At 63.4% G+C, this 23,968-nt stretch carries 17 protein-coding genes; 12 read left to right on the forward strand and 5 right to left on the reverse strand.

Annotated features, from left to right (window positions below; genetic code table 11):
• Positions 1–14: 14 nt before the first annotated feature.
• Positions 15–1,133, reverse strand: coding sequence for a succinylglutamate desuccinylase/aspartoacylase family protein (locus F8N66_RS28460; protein WP_150773257.1), 1,119 nt, complete (start codon positions 1,131–1,133; stop codon positions 15–17).
• A 251-nt stretch (positions 1,134–1,384) separates the two neighbouring features.
• On the opposite strand from F8N66_RS28460, the gene F8N66_RS28465 reads away from it, so the two are divergent.
• The 7 genes from F8N66_RS28465 to F8N66_RS28495 are packed head-to-tail and all read left to right on the forward strand — an operon-like array spanning position 1,385 to position 8,943.
• Positions 1,385–2,986, forward strand: coding sequence for a 5-guanidino-2-oxopentanoate decarboxylase (locus F8N66_RS28465; protein ID WP_150773258.1), 1,602 nt, complete (start codon positions 1,385–1,387; stop codon positions 2,984–2,986).
• Between the two features lie 33 nt (positions 2,987–3,019).
• A complete protein-coding gene (locus F8N66_RS28470) occupies positions 3,020–4,603 on the forward strand; it encodes an amidohydrolase (protein ID WP_150773259.1) in 1,584 nt (527 codons plus the stop codon).
• A gap of 33 nt (positions 4,604–4,636) precedes the next feature.
• Positions 4,637–5,449, forward strand: coding sequence for an ABC transporter ATP-binding protein (locus F8N66_RS28475; RefSeq protein ID WP_318195462.1), 813 nt, complete (start codon positions 4,637–4,639; stop codon positions 5,447–5,449).
• A 54-nt stretch (positions 5,450–5,503) separates the two neighbouring features.
• The gene (locus F8N66_RS28480) at positions 5,504–6,274 is read left to right on the forward strand and encodes a transporter substrate-binding domain-containing protein (RefSeq protein WP_150773260.1); all 771 of its coding nucleotides are present in this window, start codon (positions 5,504–5,506) and stop codon (positions 6,272–6,274) included.
• Positions 6,275–6,313: 39 nt separating this feature from the next.
• Positions 6,314–7,027: an ABC transporter permease gene (locus tag F8N66_RS28485; RefSeq protein WP_150773261.1), complete on the forward strand. Its 714-nt coding sequence runs from the start codon at positions 6,314–6,316 to the stop codon at positions 7,025–7,027.
• Between the two features lie 12 nt (positions 7,028–7,039).
• Positions 7,040–7,729, forward strand: a complete 690-nt coding sequence (locus F8N66_RS28490; protein WP_150773262.1) for an ABC transporter permease — start codon at positions 7,040–7,042, stop codon at positions 7,727–7,729.
• Between the two features lie 32 nt (positions 7,730–7,761).
• Complete coding sequence (locus F8N66_RS28495) at positions 7,762–8,943, forward strand: pyridoxal phosphate-dependent aminotransferase (RefSeq protein ID WP_150773263.1); 1,182 nt, start codon at positions 7,762–7,764, stop codon at positions 8,941–8,943.
• Between the two features lie 21 nt (positions 8,944–8,964).
• Here F8N66_RS28495 and F8N66_RS28500 read toward each other — a convergent pair whose 3' ends face one another.
• The 4 genes from F8N66_RS28500 to F8N66_RS28515 all read right to left on the reverse strand — a co-directional run bounded on the left by F8N66_RS28500 (position 8,965) and on the right by F8N66_RS28515 (position 14,104).
• Positions 8,965–10,848, reverse strand: coding sequence for a TonB-dependent receptor domain-containing protein (locus F8N66_RS28500; RefSeq protein WP_150773264.1), 1,884 nt, complete (start codon positions 10,846–10,848; stop codon positions 8,965–8,967).
• A 139-nt stretch (positions 10,849–10,987) separates the two neighbouring features.
• On the reverse strand, positions 10,988–12,886 hold the full coding sequence (gene dxs, locus F8N66_RS28505; protein WP_150773265.1) for a 1-deoxy-D-xylulose-5-phosphate synthase: 1,899 nt from the start codon (positions 12,884–12,886) through the stop codon (positions 10,988–10,990).
• Positions 12,887–12,977: 91 nt separating this feature from the next.
• On the reverse strand, positions 12,978–13,865 hold the full coding sequence (gene ispA / locus F8N66_RS28510) for a (2E,6E)-farnesyl diphosphate synthase (RefSeq protein WP_150773266.1): 888 nt from the start codon (positions 13,863–13,865) through the stop codon (positions 12,978–12,980).
• Complete coding sequence (locus F8N66_RS28515) at positions 13,862–14,104, reverse strand: exodeoxyribonuclease VII small subunit (RefSeq protein WP_007894317.1); 243 nt, start codon at positions 14,102–14,104, stop codon at positions 13,862–13,864. Before F8N66_RS28515 ends, ispA begins: the two co-directional genes overlap by 4 nt.
• A 505-nt stretch (positions 14,105–14,609) precedes the next feature.
• Between F8N66_RS28515 and F8N66_RS28520 the strand changes: the two genes are divergently transcribed.
• The 5 genes from F8N66_RS28520 to F8N66_RS28540 are packed head-to-tail and all read left to right on the forward strand — an operon-like array spanning position 14,610 to position 23,967.
• A complete protein-coding gene (locus F8N66_RS28520; RefSeq protein WP_150773267.1) occupies positions 14,610–15,398 on the forward strand; it encodes a YfaP family protein in 789 nt (262 codons plus the stop codon).
• Positions 15,399–15,433: 35 nt separating this feature from the next.
• Complete coding sequence (locus tag F8N66_RS28525; protein WP_150773268.1) at positions 15,434–17,158, forward strand: DUF2138 domain-containing protein; 1,725 nt, start codon at positions 15,434–15,436, stop codon at positions 17,156–17,158.
• Positions 17,128–17,793: a DUF1175 domain-containing protein gene (locus tag F8N66_RS28530; protein WP_150773269.1), complete on the forward strand. Its 666-nt coding sequence runs from the start codon at positions 17,128–17,130 to the stop codon at positions 17,791–17,793. Before F8N66_RS28525 ends, F8N66_RS28530 begins: the two co-directional genes overlap by 31 nt.
• Entirely contained in the window at positions 17,790–22,349 is a 4,560-nt protein-coding gene (locus F8N66_RS28535; protein ID WP_150773270.1) for an alpha-2-macroglobulin family protein, read from the forward strand. Before F8N66_RS28530 ends, F8N66_RS28535 begins: the two co-directional genes overlap by 4 nt.
• Before the next feature lies 1 nt (position 22,350).
• Entirely contained in the window at positions 22,351–23,967 is a 1,617-nt protein-coding gene (locus F8N66_RS28540; protein ID WP_150773271.1) for a DUF2300 domain-containing protein, read from the forward strand.
• Position 23,968 lies beyond the last annotated feature (1 nt).

The following is a 23,968-nucleotide window of genomic DNA, read 5'->3' on the forward strand; positions in this document are numbered from 1 at the left end:
CTACAGGGTCCGCGTCATGCCGAAACCGTCACGCCTCCCTCCAGCGCCGTCGCCCCCGCCACCTTGCACAACTCCACCCCGGCCGCTGCAAAGCGGATCGCGCTGCGCATGTACATCACGCCGCTGACGGAGCTGCGCACCACCTGCGTCACGCCGCTGATGGGGTCGATGAGGTGCACCACGGGTTCATCGCGCTCAATCCAGGCACCCGGCTGATGCAGGAACACCACCAGCCCCGCACTTGGCGCACGCAGGGTCAGTGAGCCGGCGAAGGGCGTTGCCGGGTGGGGCAGGGCGGGCATGGGCGGCGGGGTCCCCTTGAGGATGCCACGGTGTTGCAGGAAGGCGAAAAGCGCCGCGGCGTCACGGGTTGCCAGCGCGTGCTCGACCTGGGCCTCGCCCCGCAACTCGACGGTGGCGGCGATGCAGCCCGACGGGATCGGGAAGCGTTCGGCGAACAGTGCCTGGAGCCGCCACCAGGGCTGGCCGCACGCTTCGTCGAATGAGCCGGCGCCGCTGCCGTCGGCGAGCAAGGTGGCCTGCGCGCCGAGGTAGCGTGCCAGCGGCTCGATCTGCGCCTGGTAAGGCGTCTCGCCGTAGAGGTGAACCACGGCCTGGGCGTCGCAGTGCAGGTCGAGGACGACATCGGCATCGACTGCCAGCAGCAATTGAGCCTGGCGCAGGGAATCGATCTCGCTGGCGGGTTGCCGCTGTTTCAGCGCATCGAGCATATGGCGGCGAATGATCTGTCGGTTCCGGTCCAGGTCCTGGGTCAGTTCATTCGCCAGCCGGCTTGCGATCATCGCGGTCAAATCCGGATAGCGGCGGTTGAAGTTCTCGCCACTGTTGAAGTCGAAACGGCCCATGGCATCGTGCATCAGGGTCTGTTCCAGGCCGATCGGGTTGGCGATGGGCACCAGCACGATTTCGCCGAGGATGTCCCCGCGCGCCTCGGCGTGATCGAGCAATTGCCGCAGGTGATGCAGCGCCAGCATGCCGGGCAGTTCGTCGGCGTGCAGGCTGGCTTGCAGGTACACCTTGCCGGCGCTGTTGGCCTGGCCGTAATGCAGGCTGATCAGCTCGCGCCGGGTGCACGGGTTGCGTGTCAACAGAGGGTGGTGCTCGACGCGCATGGGTTCTTCCTTGTGGGGGCGGTCAGTCCATCTTTAAGAAAATGAAAGCCCCCCACAATCGAATAATTTCCCCGTCAATGGTGAGCCAAATGATCCTTTCGATCCCTCGGTCGGCGGCGTCTCTGTTCAATTAAATTGGACAATTACGCAAATTTATTTTGATTGATGTAATTATTTTGTCACCAATACTAGGGCCATCGGTTCAGGCCTTTCTGCTCCTGACTTCCATAAGAAAAATAAGAGGTGCTCGCATGACCAGTTGTGCCCAGGCGCTCGTCCGCCTGCTTGAAGGCTACGGCGTGGAGTCGGTATTCGGCATTCCCGGCGTGCACACCGTTGAGTTGTATCGCGGATTGCACGGCAGCGCATTGCGCCACATCAGCCCGCGCCATGAACAGGGCGCCGGCTTCATGGCCGACGGTTATGCCCGCGCCAGCGGCAAGCCGGGTGTGTGTTTCATCATCACTGGTCCCGGCATGACCAATATCCTCACCGCCATGGGCCAGGCCTACGCCGACTCGGTGCCGATGCTGGTGATTTCCACTACCAGCCGCCGCGAACACCAGCGCCTGGGTCATGGTTATCTGCACGAGATGCCCGACCAGCGCGCCGTGGTTTCCGGGGTGTGCGCCTTCAGTCATACCTTGCAGCGTCCGCAGGAATTGCCGGAAGTCCTGGCCCGCGCCTTCGCGCTGTTCAGCTGCGCCCGTGCGCGTCCGGTGCACATCGAAATCCCGTTGGACGTGCTGGAAATGCCGGCCGATGACCTTGATCTGCGTCCACGCACGCTGCCGCAAGCTCCGGCTCCGGCGGCGGCGAATATTGACGCGGCGGTGAAATTGTTAGCCTCGGCGCGCAAGCCATTGATCCTCGCCGGCGGTGGCGCACGCCGCGCCGGCCAGGCGTTGCAGGCCCTGGCCGAACGCTTGCAGGCGCCGGTCGCCCTGACCACTAACGCCCGTGGCCTGTTGGCCCCCGAACATCCGTTGCTGCTCGATGGCGTGCAATCGTCGGCCCATGGCCGGGCGCTGTTTGCCGAGGCGGATGTGGTGCTGGCGGTGGGAACCGAGCTGGGGGAAACCGACTACGACTTTTTCGGCCTTGGGCCTTTGGCGTTGAATGCGCCGCTGATTCGCCTGGACATCGATCCGCTGCAGATCCTCGGTGCGGCACGGGCGGATGTAGGCTTGTTGGGCGATGCCGGGCAGGGCTTGCAAGCACTGCTCGATGCACTGCCACAAGCAAGCGTCAGCGAATGGGCACAACCGAGTGTCGCCCGGGTCAACGCCGCCGAGCGCGCAGGTTGGAGCCCCAAGCAAAACGTCATGCAGCAGATGCTCGACACCCTGCGCGACAGCCTGCCGGCACCGATTGTGGTCGGCGACTCGACTCAACCGGTTTACCAGGGCGCGCTGGGCTATCGCGCGCCGCAGGCCAATAGCTGGTTCAACGCGGGCACCGGTTTCGGCACGTTGGGCTACGGCCTGCCGGCAGCCATCGGTGCCAAGCTGGCCATGCCTGAACGCCCGGTTATCGCGGTGGTGGGCGACGGCGGCATGCAGTTCTCCAGTGCCGAGCTGATCGCCGCGCGTGAAGCCGGCGCCGGCGTGATCGTGGTGCTGTGGAACAACACCTGCTACGCCGAAATCCGCGACTACATGACCGCCCGCGATATCCCGCCACTGGGCGTCGACATCCTGCCACCGGACTTCGCCGCCCTGGCCAAGTCCTGCCACGTACAACATTTGCCGATTGGCAGCCGCGAGCAATTGAGCGAGGTCCTCACCAGCCTGGCCGATACCCGTCAGCCCGTGCTGCTGGAGCTGGACGCCGCCGCCTTCTTGTCGGCCTGAACACATCGCCGCTGTTTTTTGGGAGTGAAGCGCATGGAATTGCAGAAAAGATTTGCCCTGAACTGGATCGAACGGCACCGCCAGCAACTGTCTGACTGGCACCAGATCATCTGGCACTACGCGGAACCGGCGTTTCGCGAGTACAAATCCTGCGCCTGGTACGTGGAGTTGTTGCGCAAGGAAGGTTTCACGGTAGAAGAGGGCAGCGGCGGCATGCCGACCGCCTTCTGTGCCACCTTCACCAACGGCGAAGGGCCGGTGCTGGCGACCTACGCCGAATACGACGCGGTGCCGGGCAATTGCCAGGCCGCGACGACACGCAAAATGCCCCGCGATGGTTTGTCGCGTTTCGCGCCGGGCCACACCGATCCGCATTCGGCGCTGGGCATCAGTGCCCTGGGCGGCGTGCTGGCGGCCAAGGCAACGATGCTGGAGTTCGGCATCCAGGGCACCATCCGTTTCTTTGGCGAGCCCGCGGAAAAACTCCGCGCCTCCAAACCGGTGCATGCGGCCAAGGGTTACTACGACGATCTCGATGCGGCGATCAGCTTTCACCCCACCTACATGCTGCCGCTGAACAACACCACCACCTGGGATACCCATTGCGGTATCGCCTACGCCTACATCTACAGCTTCACCTGCGAAGACCCGGAAAACTGGATCGCCGCCGACCGCTACAGCCCGATTCCGCAGAACCATCTGGCCGCCCGTGCGCCTGGGGCCAACGATGCGTTGATGCACTTTTACAACCTTAACGAAAGCCTGCGCCGCTCCACGCTGCCGTTCACCGGGCTGTGGAGTTACAACGAAGCGATCCTCACCGCCGGGCAAGCCACGGCGGACAACCTGCCGCCGCACCTGTCGCAGATCCAGTACCTGCTGCGTTGCGATTCGATCGAGCAGGCCGAAACCATTTCTTCGGTGATGGACAACAACGCCGCCGCGGCCGCGATGGCCACCGGCTGCCAGTGGAAAAAAACCTGGGTCTGCAAATCCCGTGGCGGCTTGCCCAACCACGTGCTGGCGCAGGCAACCTACGACAACCTGGCCGCCGTCGGTGCCCCGCAATGGGGGCGCGAAGCCTGCGACATCGCCCGGGAAATCCAGGTCAACCTGGGCCTGGAACCCATGGCCGAACCGTTCCTGCCGGCGACTGAGCAATTGATCGAGCCGCAGGAATGCGAACGACAGATGCGCCTGCAAATGCCGGCCTGGCAGAAGTACCTGACCTCCGATGACTATCCGGAATACACCTGGCATTGCCCGACCGTGCGCCTGCTGGTGGCCCGTCCCATGCTGTCCGCGCCCGCGGGCCACGTGTATCCGGACTGGGTGTCCAATGCCCTGGGCGGCATTCCCCAGACCATTGACCCGATGATCTACGTGGCCTCGAAAACCATCGCCACCACCTTGCTCGATCTGTTCTGCCGCGACGAACTGCTGAGCGCCGCCAAGGCTGAATTCAACCAGCGCACCGGTGGCGGCATCGGTGGCGAACATTGGCAGGCGCCGCTGTTGCCGGCCGACTTCCAGGCACCGCATCGCTTCCGCTGGCCGGAATACATCCGCACCGTGCGCGGCGAGGAATGGTGGATCCCCGCCCGGGAAGACGAGTAGTTCACATAACAACAAGAATTCGAGGAGCGATACGTGCAAGCACTCAACGTGAACATCCCGCAGCAGGACACGGACAACGCGGTCGTCGCCATCGACGACTTGCATAAAAGCTACGCCGATCACCACGTGCTCAAGGGCATTTCGATGCGCGCCAAAGAGGGCGAAGTGGTCTCGCTGATCGGCTCCAGCGGCTCAGGCAAAAGTACCCTGCTGCGCTGCATCAACCTGCTGGAAATCCCCTGCAGCGGCACCCTGAGGATCAACGGCGAAACGGTGGGCTTGAAAGCCGGTCGCAATGGCGTCGCACAGGTCGCAGACCCGCGCCAGGTCGAGCGCCTGCGAACCCGGCTGAGCATGGTGTTCCAGAGTTTCAACCTGTGGCCCCACCGCACGGTGCTGGAAAACGTCATCGAAGCGCCGGTGTATGTGCTCGGCGAGGACCGCAAGGAAGCCATTGCCCACGGCGAACAGCTGCTGGAAAAGGTCGGCCTGATCGACAAGCGCAACACCTACCCGGCATTTCTCTCCGGTGGTCAGCAACAGCGCGTGGCCATCGCCCGCGCCTTGGCCATGCGCCCGCAAGTGATGCTGTTCGACGAGCCGACCTCGGCCCTCGACCCGGAACTGGTGGGCGAAGTATTGCGGGTGATTCAGGGCATCGCCGAAGAGGGGCGGACGATGATCCTGGTGACCCACGAGATGGCCTTTGCCCGTGATGTGTCGAGCAAGGTGATTTACCTGCATCAGGGACGGGTCGAGGAGGAAGGCCCGCCTTCGCAAGTGTTGCTGGACCCGCGCAGCGAACGCTGCCGGCAGTTTGTGATGGCGCAGGACAACCGCGGGTAACCCGCACCGATTGTTTTTACCTCGATATCAATAACCAGAATGAGGCACTCAAACATGAAAAAAACACTGTTGGTTACCCTGCAAGCCTGCCTGTTGGCCGGTATCGCGAGCAGCGCCATCGCGGCCGACAAGCTGGTGTTCGGCATCGCCCTGGAACCCTATCCGCCGTTCTCGTTCAAGAGCGGCAAGGGCGACTGGAGTGGCTTTGAACCCGAGATGATCACCGCCGTGTGCGAACGCATGAAGGCCGAGTGCAAACTCAATGAAATGTCCTGGGACGGCTTGATCCCGGCACTCAAGTCCCAGCAAGTGGACGTGGTGCTCAACTCGCTGTCGATCACCCCGGAACGCCAGCAGGTGATCGATTTCACCCAGCCGTACTTCTTCACCCGCGCCTTGTGGATCGGCGATCGCGCCCTGGAACTCGACCCGACGCCGGCCGGCCTCAAGGGCAAGATCATCGGGGTGCAGGGCTCGACTACCCATTCCGCTTTCGTCAAGAAGTACTACGGCGAATCGACAATCCGCTACTACAACGATCAGGACGACATCCTTGCCGACCTGCGTAGCGGTCGCGTCGACATCATGCTCGCCGACCAATTGGTGGTCGAGCCGCTGCTGGACAACCCCGACAACTCGATGCTCGCCAGCAAAGGCGTGGCGCCGCTCGATCCATTGTTCGGTGACGGCGTCGGTGCCGGTGTACGCAAGGGCAACGATGCGCTGCGCGAGCGCTTGAACGTGGCCCTGCAGTCACTGCGCGATGACGGCAGCTACGAAAAAATCCGTCAGCGCTACTTCAAGACCGATATTTCGGCCCTCTAGTGATCCGGTCATTCCGGCAAGTCCTGCAAAGGAGGGCTCATGACGTTATCTGACATTTCCCGGCTGTTTTTTGCCGATGGCTGGCTCCAGGCCCTGGCACAAGGCATGGTGAAAACCCTGGGCATTTCCGTGGGTGCCTTCATCCTGGGTCTGGCGATCGGCCTGATCGTGGCGATGGTCAAGCTCAAGGGCCCGCGCTGGATGGTGACCTGTGCCAACTGCTACACCACCTTGTACCGTGCGGTGCCGGAACTGCTGCTGATTCTGCTGCTGTATTACGCCGGTGCCGACCTGATCAACCTGACGATGGCGGCGCTCGGTCAACCGAGCGTTGAAATCAACGGGTTCCTGGCGGCCGTGGTGGTGTTGGGGATCGTGCAGGGCGCCTACTCGGGGGAAATCATCCGTGGCGCCATCGAGTCGATTCCCCATGGCCAGATCGAAGCCGCGCGCGCCTATGGCATCAACCGCAGCCTGCTGGTGCGCCGGGTGATCCTGCCGAGCATGCTGCCGTTTGCCATTGCCGGCCTGTCCAACCTGTGGCTGGTGCTGGTCAAGGAAAGTGCGTTGATCAGCGTGGTCGGTTACAGCGAATTGTTGACGGCGGGCCGCCAGGCAGCGGCATCGACCAAACACTACTTGCTGTTTTACCTCGCGGTCGCCGCGTTCTATTACCTGATCACGCTGGTTTCCAGTTCGGTCTTCCGGCAGGTCGAAGTTCGCTTCGAGCGCTGGATGCCACGGCACGCATAAGGGAGGCTGGTCATGGACTTTCAGTGGTTGAGCAGTTTTTATGGCGAGTTGGTCAGGGGTGTCGGGCTGACCCTTCAGCTGCTGCTGATCTCGGGTTTTTTCGGTTTCCTGATGGCCGTGGGCGTGGCTTTGGGGCGGCTGTCGAAGTCGCCCTTGCTGGCCAACGGGCTGCGTTTTTACACCAGCGTGCTGCGCGGGACGCCGCTGCTGGTGCAGATCTACGTGCTGTATTACGGCGTCGGCAGTGTCTTCGCGACCTTTCCACTGATACGCGGCAGTATGTTCTGGCCGTATCTGCGTGAAGGCTTCTGGTATGTCGCATTTGCCCTGACCTTGAGCGTGTCGGCCTACGTCGGCGAAGTGCTGCGCGGTGGTTTGCGGGCGGTGCCCCGAGGTGAACTGGAAGCGGCGCGGGCCTACGGCATGCGGCCGTGGCTGGTGCTGCGCCGGGTGTGGATGCCACGGGCATTGCAGATGTTGCGCCCGACGCTGGCGGGGGAGAGCGTGATGCTGCTCAAGGCCACCGCACTGGCGTCCACCGTGGCGGTGACCGATCTGCTCGGCGCGGCGAACCTGGTTCGCGCACAAACATTGCGGGTCTACGAACCGCTGCTGATCGTGGCGGTGATCTACATCATTCTGGCGATTGTCATCGAACAAGGCTTTGCCCGCATCGGCAAGACGCCCCAACGTCAGGCCTGAAACGTCGGCCCGGGGTTTTTAAGGAGCTGCAAATGAAATACTCGTCCATCGTCAAACGCATCAGTGGCGAAACCGTCACCGCCTGGGACATCCATTACGCCGCGTGTGATGCGCAGGCACGGGGTGAAGATGCAATCGTGCTGAGCATCGGCGATCCGGATTTCGCCACCGCCGATGAAATCTGCGCGGCAGCGGTCCAGGCCATCCACGCAGGCGATACCCATTACACCCACGTGATCGGCCGGCCCGAGTTGCGGGAAGCCATTGCCGCCAAGCAGACGGCACTGCTCGGCCAGCCGGTGTCCGCCGACAACGTCGCGTTGGTGGCCGGGGCGCAGAACGGTCTGTACGCCACCGCCATGTGCCTGTTCGAGCAGGGTGATGAAGTGCTGGTGCCGGCGCCGATGTACCTGACCTATGAGGCGAGCATTCAGGCCTCGGGCGCGCGACTGGTGCCCATCGCCCAACCGGCGGAGAACGATTTCCGCCTGACCCTGGCGGCCATCGAAGCGGTGATCACCGACAAGACCCGCGGCATCGCCCTGGCCACGCCGAACAACCCCACTGGCAACGTCTACACCCGCGAAGAACTGGAAGCGGTGGCACTGGTCGCTCAGCGCCACAACCTGTGGGTGATCAGCGATGAGGTCTACGGTCAGCTCACCTACGACCGTCCGCATCTGAGCGTGGCCACCCTTGAAGGCATGGCCGAACGCACCGTGGTGCTCAACAGCCTGTCCAAGTCCCACGCCATGACCGGTTGGCGGGTCGGCTGGGTGGTGGGGCCGCAGGAATTGATCGGGCACCTGGATAACCTGCTGCTGTGCATGCTCTACGGCTTGCCGGGCTTTATCCAGGCGGCGGCGCTCAAGGCGCTGGAGATCGATGAACAGGTGGTCAGCCAGGCGCGGACCCTGTACCGCCGGCGCCGCGACCTGGTGGTCGAAGGGCTGCGCCATGTGCCGCTGCTCAAGTGCAAGGTGCCCGAGGCCGGCATGTTCATGTTGGTGGATGTACGCGACAGCGGCCTGTCGAGCACCGATTTCGCCTGGCAGCTGTTCCGTGAAACCGGTGTCGCGGTACTCGACGCCAGCGCGTTCGGCGCCAGCACCGCGGGTTTTGTGCGAATCTCGTTTACCGTTTCCGATGCCGCCCTGAGCGATGCCTGTGGACGCATCGCCGGGTTTGTCGAAGGTCTTCAGGCACGCCGCTGATCCGGATAGCCGGCGCTCTGCTTAGAGCGCCGGCGTCCACGTCACCCCGAACATCCACGCCCGACCTTCCTCGCGATACCCGTACTGGCTGCCGTCATGGCTGTACAGCGCCCGGCTGTAGCCCTTGTCCAGCAGGTTATCGACCTTCAGGTCCAGCTTGATCTCGCGATTGAGTGCCCAACTGCTGCGCAATCCCAGCAAGGCATAGCCGCCCAATGGCTGCTGATTGTTCAAGTCGTCGTAGCTGCTGCTGACCGCCTGCCAGCTGGCGCCCAGGCCCAGGCGATCGAACTGCCGATCCAGGTCCAGGCTCAAGGTGCGCCGCGCGCGGCGGGCCAGGGTATGACCGGTGTCGCGGTCTCGCGGGTCGATGATTGCTACGCCCAGGTTGCTCTGCCAGCCGAACAGTTCCTGCTTCAGTGCTGCTTCGAAACCGTTGATCCGCGCCGAGGCGACGTTTTCCGGTCGTGAGTTGCTGCCGAAGATGATCGCGTCTTCCAGGTCGGTGCGGTACAGGGAGGCTTCCAGGCGACTGTCATCCGTCAATTGGCTGCGCCATTGCAACTCGTAGCTTTTAGAGGTTTCCGGCTTGAGGTCGGGGTTGCTGAAGTCCGGGTAATACAGGTCGTTGAAGGTCGGTGCGCGGAAGCCTTCGCTGTAGGTCAGCAGCAGATCATTGTCCGGGTTCAGCGGCAGGGTGAAGGTGCCGCTCCAGCTGTTCTGGCCGCCGAATTGCTGGTTCTGGTCGCGGCGCAGGCCCAGTTCGGTGGAGAAACTGTCGGTGTGGTAGCGATGCTGGATGAACGCTGCACGGTTCCAGCGGCTGTCTTCGTCGAAGGCCGTGCTGCTGTTGACCCGGTCTTCGTACCAGTCACCACCGAGGATCAGGCTGTTGCGTTCATTGAGGGTCAGGTCGTTCTGCCAGCTCACCGAATCGCGGTAGGTGTTGAACACGCTGCGTTCATCGCTGAGCTTGTCGAAGGTCTTTTCGCGGTTTTCGCTGTGACCGAATTCGACCCGGGTTTTCCAGAGATCGTTGACCCGCGCATCGACGTAGCTGCTGACACTGCTCACGTCGAATTCGCTGTAGGGCTGTTGCTGGACCGACTCGAAGGTGTCCAGGTCGAAGCGGCCGAACGGGTTGTCGAATTCGCTCTTGCCACGGTTATCCAGCACATTGGCGCCGATTTCGATGTCGTCGCCGAGGGCATGGCTGAGGCTCAGGCTGAACGACTGGTTGCGGTAGGCGTCGTGGTCGCCATCGCTGGGGTATGACTGGTGAGTGCGGTCGATCCCGGCGGTTTCATCGAGGCTGGCGCCGAGATTGAAGCGGGTTTTCTCATCACCACCGGACAGGCCAAGGCTGCGTTCCCAGGTCTGATGACTGCCAAAGCCCACGTGCAATTGTGGTCGCAACCCGGGTTCGCCGCCGCGACGGGTGAAGATCTGGATCACCCCGCCGATCGCGTCGCTGCCATAAATCACCGAGCGAGAGCCGCGCAGCACTTCCACGCGCTCGACCTGCTCGATGTTGATGTGCTGCAGGTTGCTGTCGCCGGAGGTCGAGTTGCCGATGCGCTGCCCGTCCACCAGCACCAGGCTTTGCGCCGATTGCGTGCCGCGAATGTAGACCCCCGGCAGACTGCCGCGACCGCCGGTTTGCGCAATCTGCACGCCCGGGACCCGGCGCAGCAGATCGGTCACGCTATCGGGTTGCAGCCGGTCAATGTCTGCGCGGGTGAATACGGTGTTGGCGGCGCTGCTGTCGTTGCGGGCTTCGACCTGGCGGTTGGCGCTGATCAGCACGTCGGGCAGCTTCAGGGCCTGGTCGCGTTCGAAGGTGTCGGCCAGCAGCGGGCCGGCTGGCAGCAGGGTCAGCGTCAGGGCGAGGGGGGAGAGTTTCATCGGCAGTCCGTTGGTACTTTTGGTGTACACAAATCAAATGTGGGAGCGGGCTTGCTCGCGAATGCGGTGGTTCAGTCGATAGAAATGTTGACTGAACCACCGCATTCGCGAGCAAGCCCGCTCCCACAGGGTTTTGTGTTTAGCGGTTGAGCAGTTGCAGGCGTTCGCGGATCGAGGCTTCGATGCCTGCCTCATCCAGCCCGCACTCAGCCAGCATCTGCGCCGGCTTGGCGTGTTCGACGTAGCTGTCCGGCAAGCCCAGGTGCAGCACCGACTTCAGGATGTTCTCCCGGGCCAGGAATTCGCTGACCGCGCCACCGGCACCGCCCATGATCGCGTTTTCCTCGACGGTCACCAGCAGCTCGTGGCCAGCGGCGATTTCACGCACCAGCGCTTCATCGAGGGGTTTGACGAAGCGCATGTCGACCACGGTCGCATCCAGCGTCTCGGCGACTTTCAGCGCCTCGGCCAGCTGCACGCCGAACACCAGCAGGGCGACCTTGCTGCCCTGGCGGCGAACCACGCCCTTGCCGATTTCGATCGGTTCGAGGTCTTTCTCGATGGTCGCGTTCGGGCCGTTGCCGCGCGGGTAACGCACGGCCGCCGGGCCTTCGTACAAGTGCCCGGTGGTGAGCATCTTGCGCAGTTCGTTTTCGTCGCTCGGGGTCATCACCAGCATGCCGGGGATGCAGCGCAGGAACGACAGGTCGAAACTGCCGGCGTGGGTCGGGCCGTCTTCGCCCACGAGGCCGGCGCGGTCGATGGCGAACAGCACGTCGAGGTTTTGCACCGCCACATCGTGCACCAGCTGGTCATAGCCGCGTTGCAGGAAGGTCGAGTAGATCGCCACCACGGGTTTGGCGCCTTCGCACGCCATGCCGGCGGCGAGGGTCACGGCGTGTTGCTCGGCAATCGCCACGTCGAAGTAGCGCAGCGGGAAACGCTCGCTGAAGGCCACCAGGTCGGAGCCTTCCTTCATCGCCGGGGTGATGCCCACCAACCGCGGGTCGGCCGCCGCCATGTCGCACAGCCATTCACCGAACACACCGGAATACTTCGGCCCGCTGGCCTTTTTCGGCGCGGCGGCCGGGGCGTCCAGGGGTTCGAGCTTGGTGATGGCGTGGTAACCGATCGGGTCGACTTCCGCCGGGGCGAAGCCTTTGCCTTTCTTGGTGACGATGTGCAGGAACTGCGGGCCTTTGAGATCGCGCATGTTGCGCAGGGTGGCGATCAGGGTTGGCAGGTCGTGGCCGTCGATCGGGCCGATGTAGTTCCAGCCCAGCTCTTCGAACAGCGTGCCGGGGACCAGCATGCCTTTTGCGTATTCTTCGGTACGACGGGCGATTTCCCAGGCGCCGGGCAGGCGCGACAGCACTTTCTTGCTGCCTTCGCGCATGCTCGCGTAGGTACGGCTGGAAAGGATCTTCGCCAGATAGTTCGACAGCCCGCCGACGTTGCGCGAGATCGACATGTCATTGTCGTTGAGGATCACCAGCATGTTGGCGTCCACTTCCGGCGCATGGTTCAGCGCCTCGAACGCCATGCCGGCGGTCAGGGCGCCGTCGCCGATCACGGCAATCGCCTTGCGATCACTGTTTTGCAGGCGGGCGGCAATCGCCATGCCCAGTGCGGCGCTGATCGAAGTACTGGAGTGACCGACGCCAAAGGTGTCGTACTCGCTCTCGGAGCGACGCGGGAAAGCGGCGATGCCGTCCTTCTGGCGCAGGGTGCCCATGCGCTCGCGACGACCGGTGAGGATCTTGTGCGGATAAGCCTGATGACCCACGTCCCACACCAGCCGGTCGTCCGGGGTGTCGAACACGTAATGCAGCGCGATGGTCAGCTCGATCACGCCCAGGCCGGCACCGAAATGCCCACCGGTCTGGCCGACCGTATAGAGCAATTCCAGGCGCAACTCATCGGCCAGGGTTTCCAGCTCGGCTTCGCCTAACCGGCGCAGGCCGTCCGGCGTGTTCGCGCGGTCCAGCAGGGGCGTGGTCGGGCGCTTGCGGGGAATCTCATGAAACGTCGTGGGCATCAGGCGAATCGTTATAGGTATAAAAGATGCGGCAGTTTACCTGATGCATCGGCCCCTGCCCACGCGTTGGTCTTTTTTGGCGGATACGCCGTCAGTTGCGCCGCTCGACGATATACCGGGCCAGATCGCGCAAAGGCTCGGCGGCCGCGTCAAACGGTCGCAGCGCATGCAGCGCCTGATCGCGCAGCTCCAGGGCGTAGGCCTTGGCGGCGTCAAGGCCGAGCAGGGCCGGGTAGGTCGGCTTGTCGCGGGCAATGTCGGCGCCCTGGCGCTTGCCGAGGGTCACGGTATCGCTTTCGACGTCGAGAATGTCGTCCTGGACCTGGAACGCCAGGCCGATGGCCTGGGCATACGTCTGCAGGGACTTGAGTTCGTCCTTCTCGGCACGGCCACTGGCCAGGGCGCCGAGCTTGACGCTGACTTCGATCAACGCGCCGGTCTTGTGCCGGTGCATGTATTCGAGGGCTTTCTGATCAAGCTTGAGGCCGACCGAGCCGAGGTCGATGGCCTGGCCGCCGACCATGCCGGCCGGGCCCGCCGCCAGTGCCAGGGCGCAGACCATCTGCAGCCGGGTCTCGGCGTCGGCGTTGCTCAGGCGCGGGTCGAGCAGGGCGCTGAAGGCCAGGCTCTGCAAACCGTCACCGGCGAGGATCGCGCAGGCTTCGTCGAATTTCTTGTGGGTGGTGGGCTGGCCGCGACGCAGGTCGTCGTCGTCCATCGCCGGCAAATCGTCGTGCACCAGCGAGTAAGCGTGGATCAACTCCACCGCGCACGCCGCGCCGTTGGCTTGCTCGGCCTTGCCGCCCAGCGCTTCGCACGCGGCGTAGGCCAACAGGGGGCGTACGCGCTTGCCGCCGTTCATCACGCTGTAGCGCATGGCTTCGTACAGGCGCACCAGCTCAGGGCCGGGCGCGGTGAACAGGGTTTCCAGGGCCGCATTGACGCGGGCCTGGCTGGTCGCCGAGTACGCTGCAATCATTCTGGTTGATCCGCGTCGAAGGGTTCCTCGGCCAACTCGCCATCACGCTCAAGCAGCACCTGAACCTTTTGCTCGGCCTGGGCCAGCGCCGCCTGGCAATCGCGGGTCAACCCGATGCCTTGCTCGAAAGCGGTCAGCGAGTCCTCCAGCGACAATTCGCCGTTCTCCAGACGCTCCACCAGCGTTTGCAGGTCAGCGAGGGACTGTTCGAAATCCAGTGCAGCTTTTTTGCGGGCCATGGCGGCGATTTCCGGTTGACGTTAAACCGGCGCGACACTAGCAGATAGGGGGTTTATGGGCAAATGAGCGGGGTGTTTGCGCCACGTTTACAGACTGGGACTGAACCTGTGGCGATGGGATTTATCCCCCTTGGGTCGCGAAGCGGCCCCATAACCAGCGACCCGGTGGCTTCAGGTACCCACAGTGCCCGGGTTGGCGACTGCTGCGCAGCCGAGCGGGGATAAATCCCCTCGCCACAATGTAATCGGCCAACCTTATGCTACGAATTATTCGGCTCATTTCGTGAGCCGAATAAAGTCGCTATTCGGCTCACCGTCCATCCACAAACGTGATCGCCGCCACTTTGTAAAAAGTATCTGATTGTTAGGAACGGGCGGACTGTCTACCCTTCGCGCCATCGACAACCCAGCGCTCACGGGTTTTTCAGACGAAACGCAGTATCCGCATCTGTAACGCGCCGAGGATCAGGCGCAAGGTTTCGTCAGGCATGGCAGGAGGCGTCACATGCGTTCATTTCTTTTGCTGCTGATCGGCTGGGTCTGTGCGCCGCTCATGGCCGCGCCGGGGGCCGATATCTCGGAGCCGGTGGGCGGCTGGCGCTATAACGGTCTGCTGGACCGCACGGAAAATCCGCAAGTCGCCTATCCCACGCCGCCCATCGACCGGGGCGTGCAGCGCAATCGCACGATGATCGAAGGCCAGCTCAAGGCCATGGGTACGCAGCGCGGGCCCCACACCCTGGCGGTCAACGGCAATCCCTTGAACCTGTACACCGACGAGCAAGGGCGGTTTGCCCGGCCGTATGCGTTCGGCGCCGGGTCCAACAGTGTCGAAGTGCGCAGCGCCGAAGGCCAGTCGCTCAAGCGCGTGCAATTCTATGAAGCCAACAACCTGCGCACGCCGGCGCGGATTCGTGTGGTGCTGGGTTGGGACGATCCGAAAGCCGAACTCGATCTGCACATCGTCACCCCCGACGGCCAGCACGCGTTCTGGGCGCGCCCGGCGATGACCAACGGCGGCGGCCTCGACCCGGATGGCGTCGACGGTCCAGGGCCGGAAATGTTCACCATGACCGCGCCGCTGCACGGCACCTATCTGGTTTATGTGAACTATTGGGGCAACTTTGGCAGCGGCGGCTATAACTTCGATGAGGCCGGCAACCAGAACGAGGTGATCACCTCGCAGATCAACCTGGTGCTCAACGAAAACACCGTCGACGAGAAACGCGAGACCTTCGTTGTGCCCCTGCGCGCCATCGGTGACCTGCTGCTGGTCAAGACTTTCAACTATTAAGCATCCCGCACCACGGATGAATTGGGTTTGTATTCATGAGCAATAGCACTGATTCACCGGCAGCTGCCCCGGCCGCCGACGCACCGGGCGTCAAACCGTCGCGTCGGTGGCCGGCCATTGTCGGCGGGCTGTGCCTGGTCGCGGGCGTGGCCGGCGGCATGGGCTGGCTGATGCATAAAAGCACGGCCCCGGCGCCGCAACTGGCGGCGGAAAAGCTGGGCATGAGCCGTCCCGATGGCTTGCTGGAAACCCATTCCCTGAGCCAGCTGCCCAGGGATTTGCTGGCGGTGCCGTTCCTCAAGGCAACCCTGACCGAGGATTTCGTCTTCTATTACGAAACCCACGCCGATCGCCTCGGGCTGATCGGCAGTTTGCGGCGGATCATCTACGAGCATGACCTGAAGCTGCAGGACAGCCTGATCGAGCAGCTGTTCGATCAACCGGCGGATGTGGCGCTGTGGCGCGGCGCGGATGGGCGGCTCAGGGATTTCCTGCTGGTGATGGACCGCGGCGGCCTGGCCAGGGTGCTGGAGCCGCTGGCGAAAGTGGCGCTGGATGATACGCAGTTGAGCAAGATCGCCGGCCTGAAAGTCGGCGCCGACGACGTGGCGCTCTATCAACTGACCTACAACGCCAGCAAGGCGCTGCTGTTCGCCTCCCATGGGGACAAATTGGTGGTGCTGTCGAATCCGGCCAAACTCTACGACCCACAAAGCGGGCTGACCCAGGAGTCGGGTAGCGTCTCGACCCAGGCCATCGCTGCATTGCTCAATGGCGACAAACTGTTCCCCGAGGCCTTCGGCCTGCAACCCCGTGCGCCAGAGGTCAAGCAGCGGCTGTCGGTCAATGCCAGTGTGTTGGCCATGGGGTATCAGCGTTTTATCCCGAACTTCGCCGGCCTGCGTTTCGACATGGACGACAAGGGTTGGCACAGCTTCCTCGCGATGGATGAGCTTGAAAACCAGGCGGATTTCGATTTCAAGCCGATCTGGCAAGCGATGCCCATGGGGGCCAGCGCGTGCGTGGCCCTGCCGCTGGCGGCGCAACAACAGGCACCGCTGCTGATGAAACTCGGCGCCGAAGAGGGCGCCGCCCAGGCGCTGACCGAACAGATGGCCGGTGCCGCAGGCCTGTGCTGGTATGCCGATTCCCGGTTGTACACGCCGTTGCTGGTGGCCAGCCTCAAGGATGAAGACAGCGCCGGGCTCGACGGTGATCTGGGCAAGTTGTTCGGCTCGATGGTCGGCGCCTATGAAGGCAAGGTCGAAGGCCATGCGTTTGCGGTGGTCGAGAAACAGGACGGGAAAAGCCATCAGTGGCAACGCCAGGTCAGCTCCAATTTCGGCCCGTATAAAGCCCGGGATGCCGCAGACCCGGAGGCGATCACCGGCAAGGCCTTCATGAACGTCAGCCTGGCCCGCCACGCTTCGACCCTGCTGTTTTCCCTCGACGACAAGCTGGTGGACAAGGCACTTGGCACCCTCGACAAACGCTTCCCGCCGATGGCGGACGTGGTGCCCAAAGACGTGCTGATGCCGGTCTATTTCGGCCCGGACTCGATGGCGCAACTGATGCAGCAGGAAACCCTCGACAGCCTGCCCCAGGACATGGAGCCGGTGTTCTACAACGCCGCGCAAACTTACCTGATCCCGAAACTGCGCACCCTCGGCGGTTACGGCAAGTACGCCCTGACGTTGCCTGAAGGCAGCGAGCCCGACGGCCACTGGCAATGGCTGCCGCTGGAGTGGAAAGCGCTGTGACGAAACTGATCCGAAGCCTCGGCCTGCTGGCACTGCTGCTGAGCGCGGGTGCCAGAGCCGTCGAGACGCCTGCGCTGGATGTGCAGCAATCCCAGGTGTTCCGCGCCTGGTTCGTGCGCATCGCCCAGGAGCAACTGACCCAGGGCCCGAGCCCGCGCTGGTACCAGCAAGACTGCGCCGGGCTGGTGCGTTTCGCCGCCAACGAAGCGCTGAAAGTCCACGACGACAAATGGCTGCGCAGCAACGGCCTGTCCAATCGCTACCTGCCGCCGGAGTTGCAGCTGAGCGATGCCCAGCGCGGGCTCGCCCAGCAATGGCAACAGGGCGGCGGCAAGGTCGGGCCCTACGTCAACGCGATCAAGTTGATCCAGTTCAACAGTCACCTGGTTGGCCGCGATGTCGCCCAGGCAAGACCCGGCGACCTGATGTTCTTCGATCAGGGCGATGACCAGCATTTGATGATCTGGATGGGCCGCTACATCGCCTATCACACCGGCACCACCACCCCCACTGACAACGGCATGCGTTCGGCAAGCCTGCAACAACTCATGACATGGAAGGACACCCGATGGATACCCGATGCAGCCAACCCCAACTTCATCGGCGTCTATCGACTGAATTTTCTCTCCCAATGATCGGTGCCCGCATGTTGCGTTTCCTGCCTCTGCTGTTGGTCCTGGTGCTGCCCTTTTCGGCGGTGCAGGCTGAAGACACCGTTGAACCCAGCGGCTACACGCCGGTGCCCGGTGAGAGCTTTTTCCTGCTGGCCGACAGCAGTTTCGCCAGCGACGAACAGGCGATGGTGCGCCTCGAAGCCCCCGGTCGCGATTACCGTCGATTCCGCATGGAGCCTTACGGCGGCGCCGACATTCGCGTGTACCGGATCGACAAGCCGCTGGATTTCCTCAAGCGCCAGAAGAACCTGCACCGCGTGGTCAGCGATGGCCAGTTCAAGGGCGAAGGCCTGTCCAACACCCTGGCGTATCTGTGGGACAACTGGTACCGAAAATCCCGTCGGGTGATGCAGCGGGCGTTTTCCTACGAGTCGCGTAAACAAGTCACCGAGGAAGTCCCGGAACTGAAGATGGGCAACGCCATGGCGGCGCCAACGCCCTACGACGCGCAGCCGCAATTCGCACTGATTCCGGGCCTGCCGGTGGTCAGTCAATTCCGCTATCCCTTGTGGGAAGCCAAACCGATCCAGCCGCCGGCAGGTGTGAACCTGGCGGGTTCTTCCAGCGAATTTGTCAGCGTTGCGCCGGGCAATGTCTACATCCCGTTGGGCCATCTGAAACCGGGCCTGTATCTGGTCGAAGCGCTGATCGGCAAGTACCGCGCGACTACCATGGTTTTCGTCTCCAACACCGTGGCGGTGAGCAAGATTGCCGGCGATGAGTTGCTGGTGTGGGCTGCGCGCAAACACGAAGGCAGTTCGGTGCCCAAGGTCAATGTGCTGTGGACCGACGGCCTGGGCGTGATGAGCAGCGGTGCCACCGATACCGACGGATTGCTGCGGCTCAAGCACGTCAGCCCCGAGCGTTCATTCGTGATCGGCGAGGACGAAGAGGGCGGGGTTTTCGTCTCGGAAAACTTCTACTACGACAGCGAAATCTACGACACCAAACTCTATGCCTTCACCGACCGGCCGCTGTATCGACCGGGGGATTGGGTGTCGCTGAAAATCGTCGGGCGCGAGTTCAAGAATGCCCGGGATTCGGTGCAGCCAGCCGCCGCCGACGTCAACGTGACCGTGCTGGACGCGACGGGTACGGCGCTGCAAAGCCTGGACTTGAAGCTCGACTCCAGGGCTGGCACCCAAGGCCGCTTCCAGTTGCCCGAGAATGCCGTGGCCGGCGGTTATGAGCTGCGTTTCAGCTACAAGGACCAAGCCTACAGCAGCGCCTTCCGCGTAGCCGAATACATCAAGCCGCACTTCGAGATTTCGCTGAACCTGGCCAGGCAGGATTACCGCACCGGCGAACCGGTCAAGGGCAATCTGGTGTTGCTGTACCCGGACGGCAAACCGGTGGCCAACGCCAAACTCAGCCTGAGCCTGCGCGCCCAGCAACTGTCGATGGTCGACAACGAGCTGCAATACCTCGGGCAGTTCCCGGTGGAGTTGACCAGCACCGAACTGACCACCGACGCCAAGGGCAACGCCACCCTCGACCTGCCGGCCGCCGAGAAACCGAGCCGCTACATGCTCACGGTGTTTGCCAGTGACGGCGCGGCGTTTCGGGTCAAGACCACCAAGGAAATCCTCATCGATCGCGGTGCGGCGAATTTCCGCTTGAGCGCGCCGCAGCGTTTCAGTGCGGTGGGCGACAAGGTCGTGTTCGGCTACGCCAATGCAAACGAGCAAGCCACGACGGTTGCACCGGGCAGCTACAGCTGGGTACGCCTGGAAGACCAGAGCACAGGCGAAGGCAAGCTGGCGGCCACCGATAACAGCGTCACCCTGGCATTCGAGCGTCCGGGCACTTACAGCCTGACCCTGCGCGATGACCACGGCCGCACACTCGGCGCGACCGGGCATTCGGTCACGGGCGACGGCGTCAAGGCAGTGCCCGGCACGGTGGAAATCGTCCTCGACAAACCCGAGTACAAGGCGGGTGATGAAGCGCTGGCGCTGATCACTTTTCCCGAGCCGGTCAGCGATGCCTTGCTGTCGCTGGAGCGCGACAAGGTCGAGGCGACGGCGTTGCTGTCCAGGGGCGGTGACTGGCTGAAGCTGGAGAAATTGAGCGACACCCAGTACCGCGTGCGCATTCCGGTGAAGGACCACTTCACGCCGAACCTGACGTTCTCGGTGCTGTACACCAAGGGCGGCCAGTACAGTTTCCAGAACGCCGGGATCAAGGTCATCGCACCGCAGATCGATGTTGCCATCGCCACCGACAAGGACACCTATCAGCCCGGTGATACGGTGTCGGTGGACCTGACCACCCAATTCGCCGGCAAGCCGATCCCGGCGCACCTGACGGTCAGCGTGGTCGACGAAATGGTCTACGCGCTGCAACCGGAAGTCGCGCCGGGCATCGACCAGTTTTTCTACCATCCTCGGCGTAACAACGTGCGCACCAGCGCCAGCCTGTCGTTCATCAGCTACGACGTCGCACTGCCGGGCAGCCCCGGTGCGCCGGGCAAGGCCAACCGCAGTGAACGCGGGGTGAAGGTGCTGGAGCGGCCGCGCCGGGAGGACGTCGACACCGCGGCCTGGCAACCGGAACTGTTGACCGATGCCAACGGCAAGACCCGTTTCACGTTCACGATGCCCGACTCGCTGACCCGCTGGCGCATCACCGCGCGGGCCATTGCCGATGACGGTCAGGTCGGCCAGAAGAAGCAGTTCGTGCGCTCGGATAAGCCGCTGTACCTGAAGTGGAGCGGGCCGAGCACATTCCGCAGCGGGGATAAACCGGATCTCGGCGTATTTGCCTTCAGTCAGGCTGACAAGCCGGTCAAGGCTGAGCTGGTGACTCACTACGCGGGTAGCGAACAGCGTGTACCGGTCACTCTGAACAGCGGCATCAATTACATCGCGCTGCCGGCATTCGCGCTGGCCACTGGCGAATGGGCCGCCGAGCTGGTGCAGGACGGAAAAACCGCCGATGCCCTGGCCGTGCGCCTGACCGCGACCGGTGAAGGGTGGCAGGTCACCCAGAGCCAAAGCCTGGACGTCGCCAGTGGTGACACGCCGCTGAATTTGCCGGCGGACGCCACGGACATCCGCCTGCGCCTGGATGACAGTCCGCAGGCGCTGTTCCGCTCGGCGCTCGATGATTTGCTGAGCTACCCGTACGGCGGCGTCGAACAGACGGCCAGTCGTTTGCTGCCGCTGAGCATCGCCTACCCGGCGCTTTCGTCGAACCCGCAGATCCGCGATCGCTTGCGCCTGATCATGCAGAACAGCCGCTTGCGCCTGGTGCAAATGGCCGGGCCTTCGGCGAGTTTCACCTGGTGGGGCATGGACGGCGAGCCGGATGCGTTCCTCACCGCCTACGCCTATTACGCCGACTGGCACGCCAGCCGTGTGCTGGAACTGAGCCTGCCAGCGGAGCATTGGCTGCGGGTGCTGGAGGTCTACGCGAAGCAGGCGAAGAACACGCCGCTGTTGCAACGGGCGTTGATCCTGTCGTTCGCCAAACAGATGCAATTGCCGGTGAACACCTTGCTCAGCGGCTTGATGGACGACCTGGCGACAGCGGGCGAGGGCACCGCCGCCAACATGATGGATAGCGGTGACGACAGCCTGGTGATGAGCGACCCGGATTCGGCGCTCGGCCTGGCGGCTGCCCGGGTGTTGACGGCATCGCTGGCGCGTCAGGCCAAGGTCAGTCTGCCGGAAGCCTTCAATCGGCAACTGCCCGCTGCGCAGCAACGGTTGGCGGTCAGCTCCCAGCCCTTTGCCGAGGCCCTGGATGTGTCGCTGCAACCCTTCGATCAGGCTCACGCGACGGCGTTGTTGCAACGCTTGCTGCCACAGCAGTCGACGCTGGAACGTGCGCTAGCGCTGACCTGGTTGCAACACGGCATCGAGCAGGCCTCGCCCACCATCGCCCTGGCGCCGGGTGAAGGCTGGAAGAAAAAACACGGCAGCACCGGTGAGGTGTATTGGACCTGGCAGGGGGCTTCAACCGTGCCGGCGGTGTTGTCGCTGGCGGGTGTGCAAGAACGTCCGTTGCGGGCCGCCTTGAACTACCAGACCCGGCAATCGCCGGCCAATCCGATGGCTGTGACCATCACGCGGCGCCTGTCGCGTCTGGTGCCGGGTGACGAAGCCTTCACCTTCAAACTGGAGCCGGTCGGCAACGGGCCGTTGTCCAGCGATAGCCTGTATCTGGACGAAGTGATCCTCACCGGCAAAGCCGCGATACCGCTGCGCTATGGCCTGCTCGAAGTGCCGTTGCCGCCGGGGGCCGATGTCGAGCGCACCACCTGGGGGATCAAGCTCATGGGCAAGGCCGGCACCGAACCGGCGGCGCTGGAAAAGGCCCGTTTCGAACCGGGGCAACTGGCCTACGCGGTGCCGGTGGATGCGCTGAGCGGGGAGTTGCGCCTGCGGCACCTGGTGCGTTTCTCGCAGAAGGGGCAGTTCAATTTGCCACCGGTGCGATTCACCCAGGTGTATGCGCCACAGCATCAGGCTCAGGAGCAGAAACCGGCGCTCGGTCAGGTCACCGTACACTGATATGCGCCAGTTTTTGGTGTGGATGCTGTGTTTGATGCCTGCGCTGGCCACGGCGCAGGACGAGCCGTTGCGCGTCGCGTTCAACGGTGAGTTGTTGACCTTGAACCCAACCCGGCTGCTGACCCGCGAGCCGTTGCCCGATAGCTTGCAGACGCCGTTGGGCAGTGTGTGGAAGCTGTTTGTGTACGGCTGGCTGGTGGACACCGGCGCCCGGGAGCCGGCTTATGAATGTCGCGGGCAATCGAAGGAAGAGGTGTATTGCTGCACGGCGGGCGGCAAGATCGAACGTGATCAGGCGTTGGTGAAATCCTGCGGGTTGTATTTTGAACCGGCACGCCTGGGCATTACCGATGTGGGTTGGCGGGCCTATTGGCAAGCGCGGCAGGCGCCGGAATGGTTGTTGAGCCTGGGCACATTGCAGCCTGCCACCCGGGTTCCGGTGGTTGAGTTACTGCGGATATTGGCGGTGATGCCCGCGCAGGATGAATCCCGGCGCGTGTTACTCGATGTGGTGCTGAACGCCGCCGACGGCAATGTCATAGGCGAAATCGGCAGTCGCTTGCGGGTCAAAACCTGGAGCTGGCCGGGGGATCGGGATGTCGCGTCACGTCAGGGTGGATTCGCCGGATGGACGGCGGACGGCACGCCGATCTGGGCCGGTGGACGAGGAACGAGTCAGCGGGTCTTGCGTGAATACGCCCAGGCGTTGTCGGCCGTCGTGCCCGTGACGTGGCCTGCCGACGCAGGGCGTTGCGTGGAAGTCAGCCTGTTCTCTCGCTATCCACTCAAGCGGGTGCTTTCAGGCAACAGTGAGGTGGCCTCGGGTCCGTTGCGCGGCGACTATCGCGTCGAATTCGCCAACGGCAACCAGCTGGATATCCACAGCGACGGTGAATTGTTTTTACTCAAGAACCAACTCGTCGCCCGCCTGGATCGCGAAGAATACGTGGCCCGGGTGCTTCAACGCGAAGCCACGCCCGAGCCCGCCGAAGCCGCCAAAGCCCTGGCCGTGGCGATCCGCACCTACCTGCTGCAAAACGCCACCCGCCGTGGCGACTGCCTGAGCATCGACGACAGCAGCCAGCGCCAGCGGGTCGCCCCGCGCCCGGCCAGCCTAGACGCGCGCAATGTGGCGGCATGGACCAGCGACCTGGTGCTGGCCGGCAGCACCGTCACCTACCATTCCGATCAACCGGGCCCGGACAAACTGTCCTGGCAGCAGGCCATCGAACAGGCCAACGCCGGCCAACGCTACGACGCAATCCTGCTGCACGCCTATCCGCGTGCCAGCCTCAGCCGTTGGGACAATCCGGTCGCTGCCTGCGAAGCGCTGCCCGCCGCACAGGACTGGCTGCAAAAACAGCGGCGCGGCTGGCGTCCGAGGCTGGAGAGCGAAACCGGCTACAACGAAGTCAGCACCTTCGCCGTCTGCCGCCTGACATTCGGCCGGCCCTATGTCGACCGCGAACGCCAGCGTCTCTACGTGCGGGGCGTGCTCACGTTGCAGGACCGCCTCGACCTGACCCACGAATACCTGCACCTGGCCTTCGACGCACACCCCAATGGCCAGGATGAAACCTACATCGAAGGGCTCGCCCGCCACCTTTTGCTGGAATAGA

The organism is Pseudomonas fluorescens, from assembly GCF_902498195.1.
In the GTDB taxonomy this organism is placed as follows: domain Bacteria; phylum Pseudomonadota; class Gammaproteobacteria; order Pseudomonadales; family Pseudomonadaceae; genus Aquipseudomonas; species Aquipseudomonas fluorescens_BU.